Genomic DNA, 18,974 nt, shown 5'->3' with positions numbered 1-18,974 from the left:
CCGTCCAGCCTATGTCCTGAGCCATGCTACGGTTTGGCCTAAGCCAATGATCGCGCCCCGAAGCGCGGAACGGAGTGGACATGACCGACACCGGAACCTCGCGCGTCAAGCGCGGTCTCGCCGAGATGTTGAAGGGCGGCGTCATCATGGACGTCGTCACCGCCGAGCAGGCGCGCATCGCCGAGGACGCGGGCGCCGTCGCCGTCATGGCGCTCGAGCGCGTGCCCGCCGACATCCGCGCCCAGGGCGGCGTCGCGCGCATGAGCGACCCCGACCTGATCGACGACATCATCGCGTCGGTGTCGATCCCCGTCATGGCGAAGGCCCGTATCGGGCACTTCGTCGAGGCGCAGATCCTGCAGGAACTCGGCGTCGACTACATCGACGAGTCCGAGGTGCTCTCGCCCGCCGACTACGTCAACCACATCGACAAGTGGAACTTCACCGTCCCGTTCGTCTGCGGTGCCACCAACCTGGGCGAGGCGCTGCGCCGCATCACCGAGGGCGCGGCGATGATCCGCTCGAAGGGCGAGGCGGGCACGGGCGACGTGTCGGAGGCCACCAAGCACATCCGCACCATCCGCAGCGAGATCAACGCCCTGCGCGCCAAGACCAAGGACGAGCTGTACGTGGCCGCCAAGGAACTGCAGGCGCCCTACGACCTCGTCGCCGAGATCGCCGAGACCGGTCAGCTGCCCGTCGTGCTCTTCACCGCGGGGGGAGTGGCGACCCCCGCCGACGCCGCCATGATGATGCAGCTCGGCGCCGACGGCGTCTTCGTCGGCTCGGGCATCTTCAAGTCCGGCAACCCCGCCCAGCGCGCCGCGGCGATCGTCAAGGCCACGACCTTCCACGACGACCCGAAGGTCGTTGCCGAGGCCTCGCGCGGTCTGGGTGAGGCGATGGTGGGCATCAACGTCGCCGACCTCCCCGCCCCGCACCGCCTCGCCGAGCGTGGCTGGTAACGCCCCCCGCGTCGGCGTCCTCGCGCTCCAGGGCGACGTGCGCGAGCACCTCGCCGTCCTGACCTCCCTCGGCGCCGACGCCCGCCCCGTGCGCCGGCCCGAGGAGCTCGCCGCCGTGGAGGGCCTCGTGCTCCCCGGCGGCGAGTCCAGCGTCATCGACAAGCTCGCGCGCGCCTTCGACCTGTTCGACCCGATCCGCGCGGCGATCGCCGACGGCATGCCGATGTACGGCACGTGCGCGGGCCTCATCCTCCTCGCCGACCGCATCGACGGCGCGATCGCCGGCCAGCGCACCTTCGGCGGGATCGACGCACGCGTCGCGCGGAACGTCTTCGGCAGCCAGACCGCCTCGTTCGAGACCGACCTCGACGTGCCCGCCCTCGGCGATCCGCCCGTGCACGCCGTCTTCATCCGCGCGCCCGCGGTGCTCGAGTGGGGCCCGGATGCCGAGCCTCTGGCATCCCTTCCCGACGGGCGCGTCGTCGCGATCGAGCAGGGCGTGCTGCTCGGCACCGCGTTCCATCCCGAATCGACGGGGGAGACCCGGTTCCACCAGCGGTTCCTGGACCACGTCGAGGCGAGACGCGGCGCGACGGCGACCGCGCTCTAGACTGGAAGCTATGTCCGGACACTCCAAATGGGCCACGACCAAGCACAAGAAGGCGGTCGTCGACGCCCGCCGCGCCAAGTCGTGGGCCAAGCTCATCAAGAACATCGAGGTCGCGGCCAAGCTCGGCGGCGCCGACCTGCAGGGCAACCCGACGCTCTTCGACGCGGTCCTGAAGGCCAAGAAGACCTCGGTCCCCAAAGACAACATCGATCGGGCCATCAAGCGCGGTGCCGGCATCGGCGGCGAAGCCGTCGAGTACCTGTCGATCATGTACGAGGGCTACGGGCCGAACGGCGTGGCGTTCCTCATCGAGTGTCTGACCGACAACAAGAACCGCGCCGCAGCCGAGGTGCGCACCGCCCTCAGCCGTAACGGCGGCACGCTCGCCGACCCGGGCAGCGTCGCGTACAACTTCAGCCGCAAGGGCGTCATCGTCGTGCCCAGCGAGGGCACCAGCGAAGACGACGTCATGCTGGCCGTCCTCGAGGCCGGCGCCGAAGAGGTCGAGCCGCACGGCGAGGGCTTCGGCATCATCACCGAGGCGAGCGACCTGGTCTCGGTGCGCAGCGCACTGCAGGACGCCGGCATCGAGTACGACTCCGCCGACGTCGAGTTCGTCCCCTCGCTGAAGATCGAGGTCGACGCCGACACCGCCCGCAAGGTCTTCCGCCTCATCGACGCCCTCGAAGACAGCGACGACGTGCAGAACGTCTACACGAACTTCGACCTCACCCCCGAGGTGCAGGCCGAGCTCGAGAACGACGAGTAAGGGCGCGCCCTTCGTCTCGACACGGCCCCTGCGCTTAGCGTGGGGGCCGTGTCCCGTTCCCTCCGCGTCCTCGGCATCGATCCCGGCCTCACGCGCTGCGGCATCGGCGTCGTCGACGTGTCGCCCAACCGCACGGCATCCCTTGTGCACGTCGGCGTCGCGCGGTCGGCGCCGACCGACCCGATCGAGAAACGCCTGGCGGCCATCGCCGCCGGCATCCGCGAGGTGCTGCTCACCCATCAGCCGCACGTCGTCGCGGTCGAGCGCGTGTTCGCCCAGAACAACCGGCACTCGGTGATGGGCACGGCGCAGGCCAGCGGCATCGCCCTCCTGCTCGCGGCGGAGCACGGGCTGACCGCCGCCACCCACACCCCCAGCGAGGTCAAGGCCGCCATCACCGGGTACGGCTCCGCCGACAAGCGGCAGGTGCAGACCATGGTCGCGCGCGTGCTGCGCCTCGACGCCCTCCCGCAGCCCGCGGATGCCGCCGACGCCCTGGCCATCGCCCTCTGCCACGCCTGGCGCGGCGGTGCCGGACCGGTGCCCGGCGAAACGGCTCTGACGCCGGCGCAGAAGGCCTGGCGGGATGCCGAGAAGCGGCGGACCCCGCCGACGCGTGTCGCTCGAACACATGTACGAAGCGGCGCGTAGGCTGGGCGGATGATCTCCTCGCTGCACGGGACCGCGGCTCACGTCGCCGACGACTCCCTGATCGTCGTCGTGGGCGGCGTCGGCTTCTCGGTCGCCGTCCCCTCGCCGTTCGCGCGGACGGTGCACGTCGGCGACGACGTCCACCTGCACACGAACCTCATCGTGCGCGAGGACGCGCTCTCGCTCTACGGGTTCGAGAGCCGCGAGGAGCTCACCGTCTTCGTGCAGCTCATCAGCGTCACGGGCGTCGGTCCGAAGTCCGCGCTCGGCGTGCTGTCGTCGCTGACGGTGCCGCAGATCGCGCAGGCCGTGGCCGACGACGACGACGCACCCTTCCGGCGTGTATCGGGCATCGGTCCCAAGACCGCCAAGCTCATCGTCGTGCAGCTGGCGGGCAAGCTCGCCGTCGTCCCGGCCGCGGCACCCGCCGCGGTCTCGGCCCACGGTCAGGTGCCCCTGCAGGTCACGCAGGCGCTGGTCGGTCTCGGGTGGAGCGAGCGCACGGCGGCGGAGGCGGTGGCATCCGTCGCCGAGAACGCCTCCGAGAGCGACCGCGCCTCGGTCCAAGCGCTGCTGCGCCTCACGCTGGCGCTGCTCGGTCCCGCGCGCAAGGAGCCCGTGGGTGGCTGACGTGCGCGACGCCGGCACCCCCGACGACGAGACCGAGCTCGCGATCGAGGGAGCGCTCCGCCCCACATCGCTCGACGAGTTCGTCGGTCAGCACAAGGTGCGCGGGCAGCTGCAGCTCCTGCTCGACGCGGCGCGCATCCAGCAGCGCTCGCCCGATCACATCCTGCTCTCGGGCCCTCCCGGTCTCGGCAAGACGACGCTCGCGATGATCGTGGCGCACGAGAGCGGCCGCCCGCTCCGGTTGTCGAGCGGTCCCGCGATCCAGCACGCGGGCGACCTCGCCGCGCTGCTGTCGTCGCTGACGCCCGGCGAGGTGCTCTTCATCGACGAGATCCACCGCATGGCGCGGTCGGCCGAAGAGATGCTCTACCTCGCGATGGAGGACTTCCGCATCGACATCATGGTCGGCAAGGGCGCGGGCGCGACGAGCATCCCGCTCGATCTCGCGCCCTTCACGCTCGTGGGCGCCACCACGCGCGCGGGACTCCTCCCCAACCCGCTGCGGGACCGCTTCGGTTTCACCGCGCACCTCGAGTACTACGAACCCGACGAGCTGGAGCAGGTCGTCTCGCGATCGGCATCCATGCTCGACGTCGGTCTTCCCGGCACCGCCCGGTCCGAGATCGCGCGGCGCTCCCGCGGCACCCCCCGCATCGCGAACCGACTGCTGCGGCGCGTTCGCGACTACCTCGTGGTGCACGGGCCGTCGGTCGGGACGGATGCCGGCGATGCCGACGTGCACACGGTGGGCGCCGCCCTCGATCTCTACGACGTGGACGCCATCGGGCTCGACCGGCTCGACCGTGCCGTGCTCGACGCGCTGGTGCGACGGTTCCGCGGCGGACCCGTGGGCCTGAGCACGCTGGCCGTCGCTGTGGGGGAGGAGCCCGAGACCATCGAGTCGGTGGTCGAGCCGTACCTCGTGCGCATCGGCTTCATGGGCCGCACGCCGCGCGGTCGGGTCGCCACCCCTGAGGCCTACGACCATCTCGGGGCGCCCCACCCCGACGGCCTGCTCCGGTTCAGCCAGGGGTCATGACCTATACTCGGCGAGGGATTCCCCGACCCCCGCTAGGCAGTGCCGCACGGCGCGCCTGACTCGAAAGGTGCACCGCCTCGATGGATATCGCCCGGTTCTTCGCCGATTACGGCCTCATCATCCTGCTCATCGGCCTGCTGGTCTTCATGTTCTACAGCTCGCGCCGTCGCATGCAGAAGCAGAAGGCCGAGCTCGAGAAGAAGGCTCGCGAGACCGTCCCCGGCGCCGAGGTGCTCCTGCAGGGCGGCCTCTACGGCACGATCGTCGACTACGACGGCGAAGACCTCGACAAGCCCGCCCTCGTCGAGATCGCGCCGGGCGTGGTCATCAAGGTGCACAGCCAGGCCGTCCTCCGCATCGTCGACCCCGCTCAGGGCGCGGTCACCGAGGACGAATTCATCGAAGCCGAAGAGACCGAGGCCGAGTACGTCGCCGGCGTGGCCGACGGCGACATCACCTCGATCAGCGACGACAAGCGCTCCACCCGCCAGCACCCCACCGACGTCGAGCCCACCGACAAGGACCGTCCCCAGGCCTGACGTCACCGTACGATCCTTTTCCGTTCACCGCCGCACAGAAAGCCGACTCCGTGGCGCCCTCGAAACCCGTCCGTCACGCCTGGCGCGTGCTGACCGGATTGCTCGCCATCACCGGCGTGCTGTTCGGCATCAATGCGCTGGGCGTGTACGCCTTCAATGCCAGTTCCTGGAGCCCTGAGCTCGCCCTCGATCTCCAGGGCGGCACGCAGATCATCCTGCAAGCCCAGACCACCGACGGCGCGGCCCCCAGCAGCGAGCAGCTGCAGCAGGCCGTGACGATCATCCGCCAGCGCGTCGACGCCTCGGGCGTCGGCGAGGCCGACGTGGCCACCGAGGGCGGCCAGAACATCGTCGTGCAGATCCCCGGTCAGGCCGACGACGCCACGCGCGAGCGCATCCAGAGCTCCGCGCAGCTGCAGCTGCGCCCGGTGCTGTTCACGGGTTCGCCGGCGACGACCTTCGTCGGCGAGGACGGCAACACCACGCCGTACCCGACGCCCGACCCCAACCTGCCCTCGACGCCCACCGCGGCGCCGACCGACGCGAGCGATCCGGCGCAGATCACGCCCGCGCTGCAGGCGCAGTTCCTGGCGTACGACTGCGCCAACCCGCCGAGCAACCCGGCGCAGGCCCCGGCCGACCAGCCGATGATCACGTGCGGTCTGCAGGACGGCTCGAAGTACATCCTCGGTCCGGTGGAGCTCGACGGCAACGACGTGGCGGACGCCACGAACGGCCAGGAGCAGAACACCGGTCGCTGGGCCGTGAACCTCGTCTTCAACGACCAGGGCACGCAGAAGTTCGGCGAGGTCAGCCAGCGTCTCTTCGGCAAGCAGGCCCCGCTGAACCAGTTCGCCTTCGTCCTCGACGGCGAGGTGCTGTCGGCGCCCACCATGCAGGGCATCATCCTCGACGGTCGCCCCAGCATCACGGGCAACTTCACGCAGGAGTCCTCCAAGGCCCTCGCCGACCAGCTGAAGTACGGTGCGCTGCCGCTGAGCTTCGAGGTCGTCAGCTCCGACACCGTGTCGGCGACCCTGGGTTCGCAGCAGCTGCAGGTCGGCTTCATCGCCGGTCTCATCGGTCTGGGACTCGTCGCGATCTACTCGCTCGTCGTCTACCGCGCCCTGGGAACGGTGATCATCGCCTCCCTCGCCGTGATGGCGGTGCTGACCTACGTGGCCCTGTGCATCCTGGCGTGGCGCGCAGGGTTCCGACTGTCCCTCGCCGGTGTCGCGGGTCTGATCGTGACGATCGGCTTCACGGCCGACTCGTTCATCGTCTACTTCGAACGCATCCGAGACGAGCTGCGCGACGGCAAGTCGATCACGGCCGCGGTCGAGGACGGCTGGTCGCGCGCCAAGCGCACGATCTACATCTCGAAGTCGATCAACATCCTCGCCGCCGTCGTGCTGTACATCCTCGCGGATGCCACGGTGAAGGGCTTCGCGTTCACCCTCGGCCTGACGACCGCGATCGACATCCTGATCTTCATCCTGTTCACCCACCCGGTGATGCAGCTGCTCGCTCGCACGCGCTTCTTCGGATCGGGTCACCCGCTCTCCGGCATGGACCCGAACGCCCTCGGCGCCGTCTACCGCGGGCGCGCGCAGTTCCGTGCGCCGGTCGCCGACAGCGGTCGCGCGAAGCGCTCGCGAGGCGAGGCGGAACGCCGCCAGACGATCGCCGAACGTAAGCAGGCCGAGCTCGCCGCCGCCACGCGTGGCGATAGCCGCTCCACGAAGGGGGGAGACGACTGATGCGCTCCATGTCGCAACTCGGTAACGACCTCTACTCCGGGAAGACCTCCTTCCCGTTCGTGCAGCGTCGTCGCCTGTGGTTCATCATCGCGGCGGTGCTCGTCATCGGTGCGGCCCTCGTCCCGCTGTTCCGCCCGATCCAGTTCTCGATCGAGTTCACCGGCGGATCGCAGTTCACGGTGTCGAACCCGGCATCCTTCGATCAGGCCCTCGCGACCGGCGCTGTCACCTCGGTCGTGCCCACCGCCACCACGCGCGTGACCACGATCAGCGACCAGGCCGTGCGCGTGCAGACCGATCAGCTCGACAACGATGAGACGCAGGCCGTCTCGGCCGCGCTGGCCTCGGCGTACGACGTGCCGGCGGCCGAGGTCACGAACTCGTTCATCGGCCCGACCTGGGGCAACGACGTCACCCGTCAGTCGCTGTGGGGTCTGTCGATCTTCCTCGCGCTGACGTTCCTCATCCTCGCCCTGTACTTCCGCACGTGGAAGATGTCGGTCGCCGCGATCGTGGGTCTGGTCGACGTGCTCGTCATCACGATCGGGATCTACGCGCTGTTCGGCTTCGAGATCTCGCCGGCCGCCGTCATCGGCTTCCTGACGATCCTGTCGTACGCGTTGTACGACACCACCGTCGTGTTCGACAAGGTCAGGGAGAACACCCGGGAAGACGGGGAGATCTCCGGCCGCACGTTCGCGGAGTCGGTCAACCTCGCCGCCAATCAGACGTTGATCCGCTCGATCAACACCACGGTGGTGGCGATCCTCCCCGTCGGCGCGATCCTCTTCATCGGCGTGCCCCTCGGGGCCCGCACGCTGAGCGACATCTCGCTGTCGATCTTCGTCGGCACGATCGTCGCGGCGTATTCGACGCTGTTCGTCTCCGTCCCCCTCTACGCGCTCCTGCGCGAGAAGGAGAAGCCGGTGGCGACCCGTGACGAGCGCGTGCGTGCGGCTCGTGAGAAGGCGGGCGTCCCGGCCTGAGGGCCGGGGCTCCGGCCCCTTCGCACCCCCGCCCGGCGGGCGGGGGTGCGCCCCCCGGGGCGTAGGATTGACCGACTGACCGTGAGGAGGTGGCCGTGACCGAGACCGCGTCCTCCGCGCCGCCGCCGTCCTCCCTGCGCCGCCTCGTGCCGCGCATCTTCTCCCGCGCCGCTCGTCGCGACGACGTCGACAAGCTGCTCCGCACAGTGCGCACGCACCACCCCAAGGGCGACCTCGCGATCATCGAGCGCGCCTACGCCGTCGCCGACAAGGCGCATGACGGGCAGAAGCGCCAGAGCGGCGAGCCCTACATCACGCATCCGCTCGCCGTCGCTCAGATCCTCGCCGAGCTCGGCCTGGGGCCGAAGGCCATCGCCGCGGCCCTGCTGCACGACACCGTCGAAGACACCGGGTACCCGCTCGACGAGCTCGCCGCCGACTTCGGCGACGAGGTCGCGATGCTCGTCGACGGCGTGACCAAGCTCGACAAGGTCAAGTACGGCGACAGCGCGCAGGCCGAGACCGTGCGCAAGATGATCGTGGCGATGTCGAAAGACATCCGCGTGCTGCTCATCAAGCTCGCCGACCGTCTGCACAATGCGCGCACGTGGGGCTTCGTGCCCCCGCACAAGGCGGCCAAGAAGGCCACCGAGACCCTCGAGATCTACGCGCCGCTGGCGCACCGCCTCGGCATCCAGGCCATCAAGAGCGAGCTGGAAGACCTCTCGTTCGCGGTCATGCACCCCAAGCTCTACGCCGAGATCGACAGCCTGGTCAAACAGCGCACACCGCAGCGCGAGCAGTACGTGCAGAACGTCATCGACGCCGTCGACGCCGATCTGCGTGAGCTGCGGGTTCGCGGCCGCGTCATGGGCCGGCCGAAGCAGTTGTACTCGGTCTACCAGAAGATGGTCGTGCGGGGCCGCGAGTTCGACGACATCTACGACCTCATCGGCATCCGCATCCTCGTCGGCACGGTCCGCGACTGCTACGCGGTGCTGGGCGCGATCCACGCCAGGTGGACGCCGCTGCCCGGGCGGTTCAAGGACTACATCGCCACGCCGAAGTTCAACCTGTATCAGTCTCTGCACACCACGGTGATCGGACCCGGCGGTCGCACGGTCGAGATCCAGATCCGCACGCACGAGATGCACCAGCAAGCTGAGTTCGGCGTCGCCGCGCACTGGAAGTACAAGGAGCGCATGGCGGGCGGCAAGGCGGATGCCAAGGCCGTCGACGCCGACATGGCGTGGATCGCGCACATCTCGGACTGGCAGGCCGAGACCGCCGACCCGGGCGAGTTCCTCGATTCGCTGCGCTTCGAGATCGGCGCCAAAGAGGTCTACGTCTTCACGCCCAAGGGCCGCGTGATCGGCCTCCCCACCGGCGCGACACCCGTCGACTTCGCCTACGCGGTGCACACCGAGATCGGCCACCGCACCATGGGGGCGAAGGTCAACGGTCGCCTCGTGCCGCTCGAGTCGACTCTGCAGAGCGGCGACGTCGTCGAAGTGTTCACCTCGAAGAACCCCGATGCCGGCCCCAGCCAGGACTGGCTCGGATTCGTCAAGAGCACGCGCGCTCGCAACAAGATCCGCGGATGGTTCACCAAGGAGCGGCGCGAAGAGGCCATCGAGCAGGGCAAGGACTCGATCGCACGTGCCATGCGCCGGCAGAACCTTCCGCTGCAGCGCCTGATGAACCAGGACTCGTTCACCGAGGTCGCGCGCCTCTTCCACTACGAAGACGTCTCCGCGCTCTATGCGGCGGTCGGCGAGGGGCACGTCTCGACCCAGTCGGTCATCGAGAAGGTCACCGCGCTCGTCAACGTCGAAGAGACGAACACCGGGCCCATCGACATCCCCGTCGGCCGCAGCCGTGCTCCGCGCGGCGGCGACTCGGGCGTGCTCGTGCGCGGTGCGCCCGACATCCTGGTCAAGCTCGCCAAGTGCTGCACGCCCGTCCCGGGCGACGAGATCGTCGGGTTCGTCACGCGCGGCAGCGGCGTCTCGGTCCACCGCGGCGACTGCACCAACGTGAAGGCCTTGAAAGAAGAGCCCGACCGTCTGATCGACGTGGAGTGGGCGCCGACCACCAAGAGTGTCTTCCTGGTCCAGATCCAGGTCGAGGCCCTCGATCGTTCGGGGCTGCTCAGCGATGTGACCCGGGTGCTCAGCGAGCATCACGTGAACATCCTCTCGGCGACGGTGTCGACGACGAACGACCGCCTCGCGCTGAGCAAGTTCGTCTTCGAGATGGGCGACACCGTTCATCTCGACCGCGTGCTCAACGCGGTGCGTCGTATCGACGCCGTGTACGACGTCTACCGCGTCACGTCGTCCTGAGACCTTCCGGGCCGACCGTGCGTCCCGCGTCGACGGCGGACAGGAGCTCGGCCGCGCGTCGCCCGTAGGGGAACCGCGGATGCCGCTCGAGCCACACCGCTGCCGCGCGGCGCGTGCGTCGGTCGTCGACGGCCCATTGCCAGGCGATCCTGTGTTCCTTCGCGGAGTCGGCGCGCGCGAGATCGACGAGGGTGCGAGCGGGCGTGCTCACGGGGACGCCACCGACGACCACGGTGTCGCCGAGCGGGAGCCGCACGTCGTGATAGACCGTCCTCCCGTCGCTCAGCGCGCGCTGGCGCGTGGGGCTCACGCGCTGCAGATGGTGCCGCGCGGGCTCAGCGCTCACGGCGCCGTGGACCCAGGCCGCGCTCGCGCGCACCGCCCCCCACCGGTCGCCGAGCAGGGGCGCGAGGCTGCGCCCCCGCATCCACGGCGTCTCGGCCGCGTCGGCGGGCATGAAGCCTTCGCCGAGCGGAACGAGGATGCCGTCGAGGCACGCGGCGGTCAGCTCGGCGAGGGAAAGGCGCTCGTCGGCGAAGAAGAGGAAGGGCGACACCATCCCGCCAGTGTGGCGGGACGGTGTCGCCCGTAACGTCGAAACGTCGCTGCTGTGGAGAACCCCGCTCAGCCGCCGAGGGCGCGCAGCCAGGTGCGCCGCGCCTCGAGAGCCTCGGACGCTTGGGCAGCGGCGCGCTTGTCGCCGCGGGCGTTCGCCTCCGACAGTTCGGACTCGAGCTTCTCGATGGCGTCGGTGAGCTGGCGCGTCATGTCGTTGGCACGCGCCTTCTGTTCCGGGTCGTTGCGCTTCCAGTCCGCGTCCTCGCGGGTGCGCACGCTCTGCTCGATCTTGCGGAGTTCGTCGTCGAGCGCACGCTCCTTGTCGCGCGGGAAGATGCGGCCGATCTCGTCCCACTGCCGCTGGATGGCGGTCAGCTTCTGACGGGCGGTCGCGAGGTTCTTCTCGTCGACGATCGGAGCGGCCTCCTCGAGAAGAGCGCGCTTCTGCTCGATCTTCTCTTTCGACGCCTCGTTCTCGGCGGCCTCGCGCTCGACGCGTGCGCCGTAGAGGGCGTCGCCGGCGGCCTTGAACCGGGCCCACAGCGCGTCGTCGACCTTGCGGCCGGCGCGGCCGGATGCCTTCCAGGCGTCGAGCAGGTCGCGGTAGGCGCCGATCCCGTCTTCGCCGCGCGGCGCGAGGGCCTCGGCGCGCTCGACGAGGCGGGTCTTGGCCTCACGGGCCGCCTTGTGCGTCTCGTCGAGCGACGAGAAGAACTCGCGGCGGTGCCGATCGACCGTCGCGCGGGCGTCGCGGAAGCGTCGCCACAGTTGCTGAGCGGTGGACTTCGACAGACGCGGGCCGTTCTGCTGGTGGGCCTGCCAACGATCGAAGAGCGCGGCCATGTCGGCGGTCATCTGCTTCCACTGGACCGACTGCGGGTCGCGAGCGGCGAGGGCCTCGGCCTCTTCGACGATCGCGGTGCGCTCGCGCACGGCCTCCTCGCTCGCCTGCTTGGCCGCGACGGCCTCGGTCTGGCTCGCTTCGGCGAGCTCGGCCAGCAGCACGTCGATCCGGGCGAGGAGAGCGGCCAGGTCGCCGACCGCGGCGGCCCCGTCGATCTTGCCGCGCAGCGTCTGCGCGGTCGATCGCAGGTCGGATGCCGATGCGCCTCCGCGGCGGTGACGGGTTTCGACCAGGATGACCTCGCCGGCGAGGTCGGAGAACTTGCGCTGGAAGTACGCGAGCGCCTCGGCGGGGGTGCCGTCGGGGTACTGGCCCACCACACGCCAACCGTCGGCCTCGCGCACAGACACGGTGCCGTCGTCGTCGACGCGGCCCCAGGGCTCGGTGACGGTCTTCGAGGCCTTCGCTCCCGGGGGAGGCCCGGGGAGACGGGGTCCCGGGCGGGCCGCGGGCGTGGCCGGGGCGGGCGCGGCAGCGCCGGAATCCTCCGTGCTCTCCACCTTGCCTGCGGCGGCGGGAGCAGCGTCCTCGGCCTCTGCGGGCGCGACCTCATCCGCACCGGCGGGCTGCTCGTCGACGTCACCGGGGGAGACGGCGGCATCCGTCCTCTCGTCGGCCGAGCCGGCGGCATCCGGGGTCTCGTCGGCCGAGCCGGCGGCATCCGGGGTCTCGTCGGCCGCGTCGGCGGTGACCGCGTCGGACGTTTCGACCTCGGTCGTCGTCTCGGCGGGCTCCGCGACGTCGGTCGTCGCGGTGTCGTCGGTCGCGGCCTCGTCGGCGGAGGAAACGGGGACCTCGACGTCGTTCGCGTCGTCGCGCGGGTCGGAGGTCTCGGGAGTGGGAGCGGAAGACACGGATAGCACCTCATTGCGGCAGAACCGCCTGGGGGAGAAGGACTCTCCGAGCCTAGTACGAGCGGCCCCGCCGACACAGGATCAGGGTGCGGTCGTCTCCGTGGGGACCGGCGCCGGTGTGCCGGGCTCGTCGGTCGCGGGGGCCGACGGGGCGGGAGTCGAGGCCGGGGTCGGCTCGGGCGCCCCGGGTCCGGCGGCGAAGTACGCCGTCTGCGCGCCGATCGCACCGGCGATCACGAGCAGGCCCACGACGAGACCGATCACGTTGTCGCGCGTGCGGCGACGGCCCTGCCGTTCGTGCAGCTCGACGCGCGCCTGATACGCGCGCGCCCGCTCGCGCTGCTCCCGCGTCTGCCGGTCTTTCCCGCGCGTCGCCACATCGACCTCCTCCGCCCGACTCCGGGCCCTCCGATCCTACAAAGACCGGGCCGGAGCCTCCGGACCGCTCCGCTGCGGTGTCCGAGGTCGCGATTAGCCTGGAAGGGTGAACCCCTCCTCCGCTCTCTTCCAGGGCCAGACGCCGCTCGCCGTGCGCATGCGGCCGGTCAGCCTCGACGAGGTCGCCGGTCAGGGGCATCTCCTGCGTCCGGGGTCACCGCTGGTCACTCTCGCGACGACCGACTCCTCGGCATCCGGGTCGGCCGTCTCGGTCATCCTGTGGGGCCCGCCCGGCACCGGCAAGACCACGCTGGCGCAGGCGATCGCGCGGTCGTCGGGCCGGCGGTTCGTCGAGTTGTCGGCGATCACAGCCGGCGTCAAAGACGTGCGCGAGGTCATGCAAGACGCTCTGACCCAGCGCGATCTGTACGGCCAGTCGACCATCCTCTTCCTCGACGAGATCCACCGCTTCACCAAGGCGCAGCAAGACGCCCTGTTGCCCGGTGTCGAGAACGGCTGGGTCGTGCTCATCGCCGCGACCACCGAGAACCCGTCGTTCTCGGTCATCTCGCCGCTGCTGTCGCGATCGCTGCTGCTGACGCTGCGTCCGCTCGGCGACGACGACCTCGGCGCCCTGGTCGATCGCGCCGTCGCCGATCCTCGCGGTCTGGACGGACGCGTCGTGCTCGACGAAGAAGCGCGGGCGGCGCTCGTGCGCCTCGCCTCGGGCGACGCGCGCCGGGCCCTCACCGCTCTCGAGGCCGCGGCCTCGGTCGCGGGCGACGACGCGGGCGTCGCCCCTCCGGCACGCGATGACGACGACGATGACGACGTTGATGACGACGACGAGGATCCGGGGCCCTTCACGGGCAGCGGCGACGAGCTGCCCGTCATCACCGCCGATCACATCGCCCAGGCCGTCGACCGTGCCCTGCTGCGCTACGACCGGCAGGGCGACGAGCACTACGACGTCATCAGCGCCTTCATCAAGTCGGTGCGCGGATCCGACCCGGATGCCGCGATCCACTACCTCGCGCGCATGATCGAGGCGGGGGAGGACCCCCGCTTCATCGCGCGCCGCCTGGTCATCTCCGCCGCGGAGGACATCGGGATGGCTGATCCGCAGGCGCTGCAGATCGCCGTCGCGGCGGCCGACGCCGTCGCTTTCATCGGCATGCCCGAGGGGCGCATCCCCCTCGCCGAGGCGACGGTCTACCTCGCGACCACGGCCAAGTCGAACGCGGCATACAACGCCATCAACGCGGCGATCGCCGACGTGCGCGCCGGAGGGTTCGGACGCGTGCCGATGCACCTCCGCGACGCGCACTACCCGGGGGCCAAACGCCTGGGCCACGGCAAGGGCTACAAGTACGCGCACGACAGCGAGATCGGCATCGTCACGCAGCAGTATCTTCCCGACGAGCTCGTCGGCAAGCGGTACTACGAACCCACCAGTCACGGCGCCGAACGCGAGGTGTCGGCTCGGCTCGAGAAGATCCGCCGCATCCTCGACGGCAAGTGAGCGCTCCGTGGGAGCGCGCGGGTTGCTCTGGTAGCATGAACCGGCTCGAAACAGGGTTTTCGGGCATCCCCTCCTTCCTGTGATCACCTTCCGGTGCGCCCCGGCGTGCGCTCCGGATCGGGCGGAAGGGGGCGATACGCCCGCGAGCCGCGAAAGGCGCGGCCGCGTCATCGGAAGGAGAACTTCGTGACCACGAAGTCTCAGGACCGCCGCAAGGTGCGTCTGTCGCGCGCCCTCGGCGTCGCCCTCACCCCCAAGGCCGCCCGCTACCTCGAGAAGCGTCCCTACGCTCCCGGCGAGCACGGCCGCACCAAGCGCAAGGCCGACAGCGACTACGCCGTCCGTCTGCGCGAGAAGCAGCGTCTGCGCGAGCAGTACGGCATCCGCGAGAAGCAGCTGCGCATCGCGTTCAACGAGGCCCGCCGCGCCGACGGCCTGACCGGTGAGAACCTGGTCGAGCTGCTCGAGATGCGTCTGGACGCCCTCGTCGTGCGTTCGGGCTTCGCCCGCACCACCGCGCAGGCCCGCCAGCTCGTCGTGCACCGCCACATCCTGGTCGACGGCCAGCTCGTGGACCGCCCGTCGTTCCGCGTGAAGCCGGGTCAGCAGATCCACGTCAAGCCCAAGAGCGAGGGCCTCGAGCCCTTCCAGGTCGCCGCCGCCGGCGGGCACGCCGAAGTGCTGCCCCCCGTTCCGGGCTACCTCGAGGTCGACCTGTCGACGCTCCAGGCGAAGCTCGTGCGTCGCCCCAAGCGCGCCGAGGTGCCCGTCACGTGTGACGTGCAGCTCGTCGTCGAGTACTACGCCGCCCGCTGATCCCAGCGAGCGCAGAAGGGCGTCGGGTTCTCCCGGCGCCCTTTCTCGTCTCCGGTCGCCGAGGGTGCGGCATCCGGTCCGTCGACGCGCGCGCCGCGGGGGCCCTCGCCTACGATGGGGGATGCCGCGACCGCGGCGTCGTATCGAGGAAGAAGTGGTGATCGTGAGAAGCCTCGTCTGGTTCGCGTTGGGTATCGTCGGTGGCTTCGTCGCCGCCCATTTCGTCAACAAGGACCCCCGCGGACAGGAGCTGCTGGCGCAGCTCGACTCGCGCATCGGCGAGTTCACCGATCACATGAGCGACGCCTACCACCAGCAGGAGACGCGCCTGGCCGAGATCATCGACGACGCGAAGGGCGTCGCGGCCTCCGCCGTTGACCGCGCCACCGACGTCGTCGGCGACGCCGCCGCCACCGCCAAGAACGCCGTCTCCTCCTCCGACTGACTCCCCGGCATCCCGCCCCCGACGCGCGGGGGCGGCCACCGCACGCCCACGGAAAGACCCGCCATGAAAACCGCCGAGATCGCCCAGCGCTTCCTCGACTTCTTCGAGAAGAAGAACCACACGATCGTCCCCTCGGCCTCGCTCGTCACCGACGACCCGGCCCTCCTGTTCACCGTGGCGGGCATGGTGCCCTTCATCCCGTACCTCAGCGGCGTCGTGCCTCCGCCGTACCCGCGCGCGGCCGACGTGCAGAAGTGCATCCGCACCAACGACATCGAAGAGGTCGGCAAGACGCCGCGCCACGGCACGTTCTTCCAGATGCTGGGCAACTGGTCGTTCGGCGACTACTTCAAGCGCGACGCGATCCGCTACGCCTGGGAGCTGCTGACCTCCGCCGAAGAGGACGGCGGCCTCGCCTTCGACCCGAAGGACCTCTGGGTCACGGTGTACGAGGAGGACGACGAGGCGCACGCCCTGTGGCGCGAGCTCACCGACCTGCCCGAGGAGCGCATCCAGCGCCTGGGCAAGGACACGAACTACTGGTCGACCGGCCTTCCCGGTCCTGCCGGGCCCTGCTCCGAGATCTTCTTCGACCGCGGCCCCGAGTATGGGATCGACGGCGGTCCCGCCACCGATGACGATCGCTACGTCGAGATCTGGAACCTCGTGTTCATGCAGTACGAGATCACGAACGTGCGCTCGAAGTACGACTTCGACATCGTCGGCGAGCTGCCCGCCAAGAACATCGACACCGGCATGGGCCTGGAGCGCATCGCGTTCATCAAGCAGGGCGTCGACAACATGTACGAGACCGATCAGGTGCGCCCCGTGCTCGACCTGGCGGCGAAGCTCGCGGGCAAGGCCTACGGCGCCGAGTCGCACGAAGACGACGTGCGCCTGCGCATCGTCGCCGATCACGTGCGCTCGTCGCTCATGCTGCTCGCCGATGGCGTCACCCCCTCGAACGAGGGCCGCGGCTACATCCTGCGTCGCATCATGCGCCGCGCGATCCGCTCGATGCGCCTTCTCGGCGTCGAGGGCGCAACCTTCCCCGAGCTCTTCGCCGCCTCGCGCGACGCGATGAAGGAGTCGTACCCCGAGGTTGAGGCCGACTACGCCCGTCTCTCGGCGTACGCGATCGCCGAGGAGCAGACGTTCCTGCGCACCCTCGCCGCCGGCTCTGCGATCCTCGACCAGTCGGTCGTCGAGGCCAAGAACGGCGGTGGCACGACCCTCTCGGGTTCCGAGGCGTTCCTGCTGCACGACACCTACGGCTTCCCCATCGATCTGACTCTCGAGATCGCCGAAGAGGCCGGGCTCACCGTCGACCGCAACGCGTTCGACCAGCTCATGCAGGAGCAGCGCACGCGCGCCAAGGCCGACGCCCGCGCACGTAAGGGCGCCATCGCCGACCAGAGCGCGTACCGCGAGTTCCGCGCGCAAGGCGAGACGGTCTTCACCGGCTACACCGAGATGCAGACGGAGTCGAAGGTCCTCGGCATCCTGGTGCAGGGGCAGGGGACCGACCGCGCGTCGGAGGGACAGATCGCCGAGGTCATCCTCGCCGAGACCGCCCTGTACGCCGAGTCCGGTGGACAGGTGGCCGACAAGGGCGTCATCGTCGGCCCCGGCTACGAGCTCGAGGTGCTCGACGTCCAGCGCCCGGTCCCGGGTCTGGTCAGCCACACCGTCGAGGTGACGACCGGCGAGGTCTCGGTCGGCGCCCCCGCCACCACCGTCGTCGACGCCCTCAACCGGCACGCGGCCCAGCAGGCGCACACCGCGACGCACCTCGTGCACGCGGCCATCCGCGACACGCTCGGCAAGACCGCCACCCAGACCGGCTCGCTCAACCGCGCCGGTTACATGCGCTTCGACTTCAGCTGGGGGTCGGCGCTCTCGCCCGAGACCCGCACCGAGATCGAGGACATTGCCAACAACGCGGTGCGCGACAACCTCGAGGTCACTACGCGCGTGATGTCGCTCGACGAGGCGAAGGCCGCCGGCGCCATGGCGCTGTTCGGCGAGAAGTACGGCGACACCGTGCGCATGGTCGATATCGGCGGCCCGTGGTCGCGTGAGCTCTGCGGTGGCACGCACGTGTCGCGCAGCGCCGAGATCGGCCTGGTCAACCTCGTGGGCGAGCAGTCGGTCGGCGCGTCGAACCGCCGCGTGGAGGCCCTGGTCGGTCTCGACGCCTTCCGCGACCTCGCCGCCGAGCGCGCGATCGTCTCGCAGCTCAGCTCGAGCCTCAAAACCCCGCGTGAGCAGCTGCCGACCCGCATCGCCGAACTGGCCGCGAGCCTCAAGGCCGCCGAGAAGAAGATCGCCGCGTTCGAGGCGCAGGCCCTCACCGGCCGCCTGCCGCAGCTCGTGGAGTCGGCCGTTTCGGTCGGCACGGTACGCGTCGTCGCCGAGAGCCTCGGCGAGGGCGCCTCGGCCGACGACGTGCGCTCGCTCGCCCTGCAGGTGCGCGACCGCCTCGGCAGCGACCCCGCGGTCGTCGCCCTCGCCTCGGTCGCCGGCGGACGGGCCACCGTGGTCGTCGTCACGAACGACGCCGCGCGCGAGCGCGGCCTCGCTGCGGGTGCCCTCGCGAAGACCGCCGCCGGCGTGCTCGGCGGTGGCGGCGGCGGCCGTCCCGACGTCGCCCAGGGCGGCGGAACGGATGCCGCGGCTCTGCCGCAGGCGCTCGAGGGCATCGTCGCGGACGTGCGGGCGACCACCGCGTGAGCGCGTTCCGGCGCGGCATCCGGTTCGGGATCGACGTCGGGCGCGCCCGCGTGGGCGTGGCCCGGTCCGACCCGGACGGGGTGCTCGCCGTTCCCGTCGAGACGGTGCCCCGCAGGGGGGAGCCGATTCGACGCATCGCGGCCCTGGCCGCCGAGTACGAGGCCTTCGAGATCCTGGTCGGGCTGCCGCTCAACCTGCGCGGAGAGGACACGGCCTCCACGACCGACGCGCGGGCGTTCGCCGCTGCGCTGGCGGAGGCGGTTCCGATGCCGGTCCGGCTGGTCGACGAGCGCTTGAGCACGGTCTCGGCGCACGGCGTGCTCCGGGAGGCAGGGCGTTCCCAGCGGGAGTCTCGTAGCATTGTGGATCAAGTCGCCGCTGTGGTCCTCCTGCAGCAGGCGCTCGACGTGGAGCGACAGTCCGGTGAGCCGGCCGGACCCGCCGTATCACCGGGACAGGAGCCCGCCTGA

18 protein-coding genes are annotated in these 18,974 nt (G+C 70.3%); 15 read left to right on the top strand and 3 right to left on the bottom strand.

Annotation, left to right across the window (positions count from 1 at the left end):
* The first annotated feature begins 80 nt into the window (after positions 1-80).
* The 10 genes from pdxS (at position 81) to Q9R20_RS14180 (ending at position 10,294) form a co-directional block, all read left to right on the top strand.
* The gene (gene pdxS / locus Q9R20_RS14225; RefSeq protein ID WP_311249947.1) at positions 81-965 is read left to right on the top strand and encodes a pyridoxal 5'-phosphate synthase lyase subunit PdxS; all 885 of its coding nucleotides are present in this window, start codon (positions 81-83) and stop codon (positions 963-965) included.
* Complete coding sequence (pdxT, locus tag Q9R20_RS14220; RefSeq protein WP_311249946.1) at positions 955-1,575, top strand: pyridoxal 5'-phosphate synthase glutaminase subunit PdxT; 621 nt, start codon at positions 955-957, stop codon at positions 1,573-1,575. The genes pdxS and pdxT overlap by 11 nt, the downstream gene beginning before the upstream one ends.
* 10 nt (positions 1,576-1,585) lie before the next feature.
* Positions 1,586-2,344 carry a YebC/PmpR family DNA-binding transcriptional regulator gene (locus tag Q9R20_RS14215; protein ID WP_295837296.1) on the top strand — a complete coding sequence of 253 codons (759 nt, stop codon included), beginning with the start codon at positions 1,586-1,588 and terminating at the stop codon, positions 2,342-2,344.
* A gap of 48 nt (positions 2,345-2,392) precedes the next feature.
* Entirely contained in the window at positions 2,393-2,995 is a 603-nt protein-coding gene (ruvC, locus tag Q9R20_RS14210) for a crossover junction endodeoxyribonuclease RuvC (RefSeq protein ID WP_311249945.1), read from the top strand.
* Positions 2,996-3,004: 9 nt separating this feature from the next.
* The gene (gene ruvA / locus Q9R20_RS14205; RefSeq protein WP_311249944.1) at positions 3,005-3,625 is read left to right on the top strand and encodes a Holliday junction branch migration protein RuvA; all 621 of its coding nucleotides are present in this window, start codon (positions 3,005-3,007) and stop codon (positions 3,623-3,625) included.
* Entirely contained in the window at positions 3,618-4,664 is a 1,047-nt protein-coding gene (gene ruvB, locus Q9R20_RS14200; RefSeq protein ID WP_311249943.1) for a Holliday junction branch migration DNA helicase RuvB, read from the top strand. The genes ruvA and ruvB overlap by 8 nt, the downstream gene beginning before the upstream one ends.
* 80 nt (positions 4,665-4,744) lie before the next feature.
* Positions 4,745-5,203, top strand: coding sequence for a preprotein translocase subunit YajC (gene yajC, locus Q9R20_RS14195; protein WP_311249942.1), 459 nt, complete (start codon positions 4,745-4,747; stop codon positions 5,201-5,203).
* A 50-nt stretch (positions 5,204-5,253) separates the two neighbouring features.
* A complete protein-coding gene (secD, locus tag Q9R20_RS14190) occupies positions 5,254-6,963 on the top strand; it encodes a protein translocase subunit SecD (RefSeq protein ID WP_311249941.1) in 1,710 nt (569 codons plus the stop codon).
* A complete protein-coding gene (gene secF / locus Q9R20_RS14185) occupies positions 6,963-7,949 on the top strand; it encodes a protein translocase subunit SecF (RefSeq protein ID WP_311249940.1) in 987 nt (328 codons plus the stop codon). The genes secD and secF overlap by 1 nt, the downstream gene beginning before the upstream one ends.
* Before the next feature lie 95 nt (positions 7,950-8,044).
* Positions 8,045-10,294, top strand: coding sequence for a bifunctional (p)ppGpp synthetase/guanosine-3',5'-bis(diphosphate) 3'-pyrophosphohydrolase (locus Q9R20_RS14180; protein ID WP_311249939.1), 2,250 nt, complete (start codon positions 8,045-8,047; stop codon positions 10,292-10,294).
* Here the strand turns inward: Q9R20_RS14180 and Q9R20_RS14175 are convergent.
* The 3 genes from Q9R20_RS14175 to Q9R20_RS14165 all read right to left on the bottom strand — a co-directional run bounded on the left by Q9R20_RS14175 (position 10,281) and on the right by Q9R20_RS14165 (position 12,988).
* Positions 10,281-10,853 (bottom strand): type IV toxin-antitoxin system AbiEi family antitoxin, encoded by a 573-nt coding sequence (locus Q9R20_RS14175; protein ID WP_311249938.1) that lies wholly within the window; start codon positions 10,851-10,853, stop codon positions 10,281-10,283. The genes Q9R20_RS14180 and Q9R20_RS14175 overlap by 14 nt on opposite strands.
* Before the next feature lie 65 nt (positions 10,854-10,918).
* A complete protein-coding gene (locus Q9R20_RS14170; protein ID WP_311249937.1) occupies positions 10,919-12,610 on the bottom strand; it encodes a DUF349 domain-containing protein in 1,692 nt (563 codons plus the stop codon).
* An 81-nt stretch (positions 12,611-12,691) separates the two neighbouring features.
* Positions 12,692-12,988, bottom strand: a complete 297-nt coding sequence (locus Q9R20_RS14165; protein WP_311249936.1) for a dioxygenase — start codon at positions 12,986-12,988, stop codon at positions 12,692-12,694.
* 157 nt (positions 12,989-13,145) lie between these two features.
* Between Q9R20_RS14165 and Q9R20_RS14160 the strand changes: the two genes are divergently transcribed.
* The 5 genes from Q9R20_RS14160 (at position 13,146) to ruvX (ending at position 18,974) form a co-directional block, all read left to right on the top strand.
* Positions 13,146-14,510: a replication-associated recombination protein A gene (locus Q9R20_RS14160; protein ID WP_396653700.1), complete on the top strand. Its 1,365-nt coding sequence runs from the start codon at positions 13,146-13,148 to the stop codon at positions 14,508-14,510.
* A 186-nt stretch (positions 14,511-14,696) separates the two neighbouring features.
* Positions 14,697-15,326, top strand: a complete 630-nt coding sequence (gene rpsD / locus Q9R20_RS14155; RefSeq protein WP_311249934.1) for a 30S ribosomal protein S4 — start codon at positions 14,697-14,699, stop codon at positions 15,324-15,326.
* A gap of 163 nt (positions 15,327-15,489) precedes the next feature.
* Positions 15,490-15,771 (top strand): ATPase, encoded by a 282-nt coding sequence (locus Q9R20_RS14150; protein WP_295838858.1) that lies wholly within the window; start codon positions 15,490-15,492, stop codon positions 15,769-15,771.
* 63 nt (positions 15,772-15,834) lie between these two features.
* Complete coding sequence (gene alaS, locus Q9R20_RS14145) at positions 15,835-18,504, top strand: alanine--tRNA ligase (protein ID WP_311249933.1); 2,670 nt, start codon at positions 15,835-15,837, stop codon at positions 18,502-18,504.
* Entirely contained in the window at positions 18,501-18,974 is a 474-nt protein-coding gene (ruvX, locus tag Q9R20_RS14140) for a Holliday junction resolvase RuvX (RefSeq protein ID WP_311249932.1), read from the top strand. Before alaS ends, ruvX begins: the two co-directional genes overlap by 4 nt.

The sequence above is a fragment of the Microbacterium sp. PRF11 genome, from assembly GCF_031844085.1.
Lineage (GTDB): Bacteria > Actinomycetota > Actinomycetes > Actinomycetales > Microbacteriaceae > Microbacterium.
Note: the sequence above shows the minus strand (reverse complement) of the source record. Positions and strands in the feature narration are given on the sequence as shown.

Coding starts and splice junctions, on each gene's coding strand:
- pdxS (WP_311249947.1), top strand. CDS start 81: ATGACCGACACCGGAACCTCGCGCGTCAAGCGCGGTCTCGCCGAGATG.
- Q9R20_RS14215 (WP_295837296.1), top strand. CDS start 1,586: ATGTCCGGACACTCCAAATGGGCCACGACCAAGCACAAGAAGGCGGTC.
- ruvA (WP_311249944.1), top strand. CDS start 3,005: ATGATCTCCTCGCTGCACGGGACCGCGGCTCACGTCGCCGACGACTCC.
- yajC (WP_311249942.1), top strand. CDS start 4,745: ATGGATATCGCCCGGTTCTTCGCCGATTACGGCCTCATCATCCTGCTC.
- secF (WP_311249940.1), top strand. CDS start 6,963: ATGCGCTCCATGTCGCAACTCGGTAACGACCTCTACTCCGGGAAGACC.
- Q9R20_RS14175 (WP_311249938.1), bottom strand. CDS start 10,853: ATGGTGTCGCCCTTCCTCTTCTTCGCCGACGAGCGCCTTTCCCTCGCC.
- Q9R20_RS14160 (WP_396653700.1), top strand. CDS start 13,146: ATGCGGCCGGTCAGCCTCGACGAGGTCGCCGGTCAGGGGCATCTCCTG.
- alaS (WP_311249933.1), top strand. CDS start 15,835: ATGAAAACCGCCGAGATCGCCCAGCGCTTCCTCGACTTCTTCGAGAAG.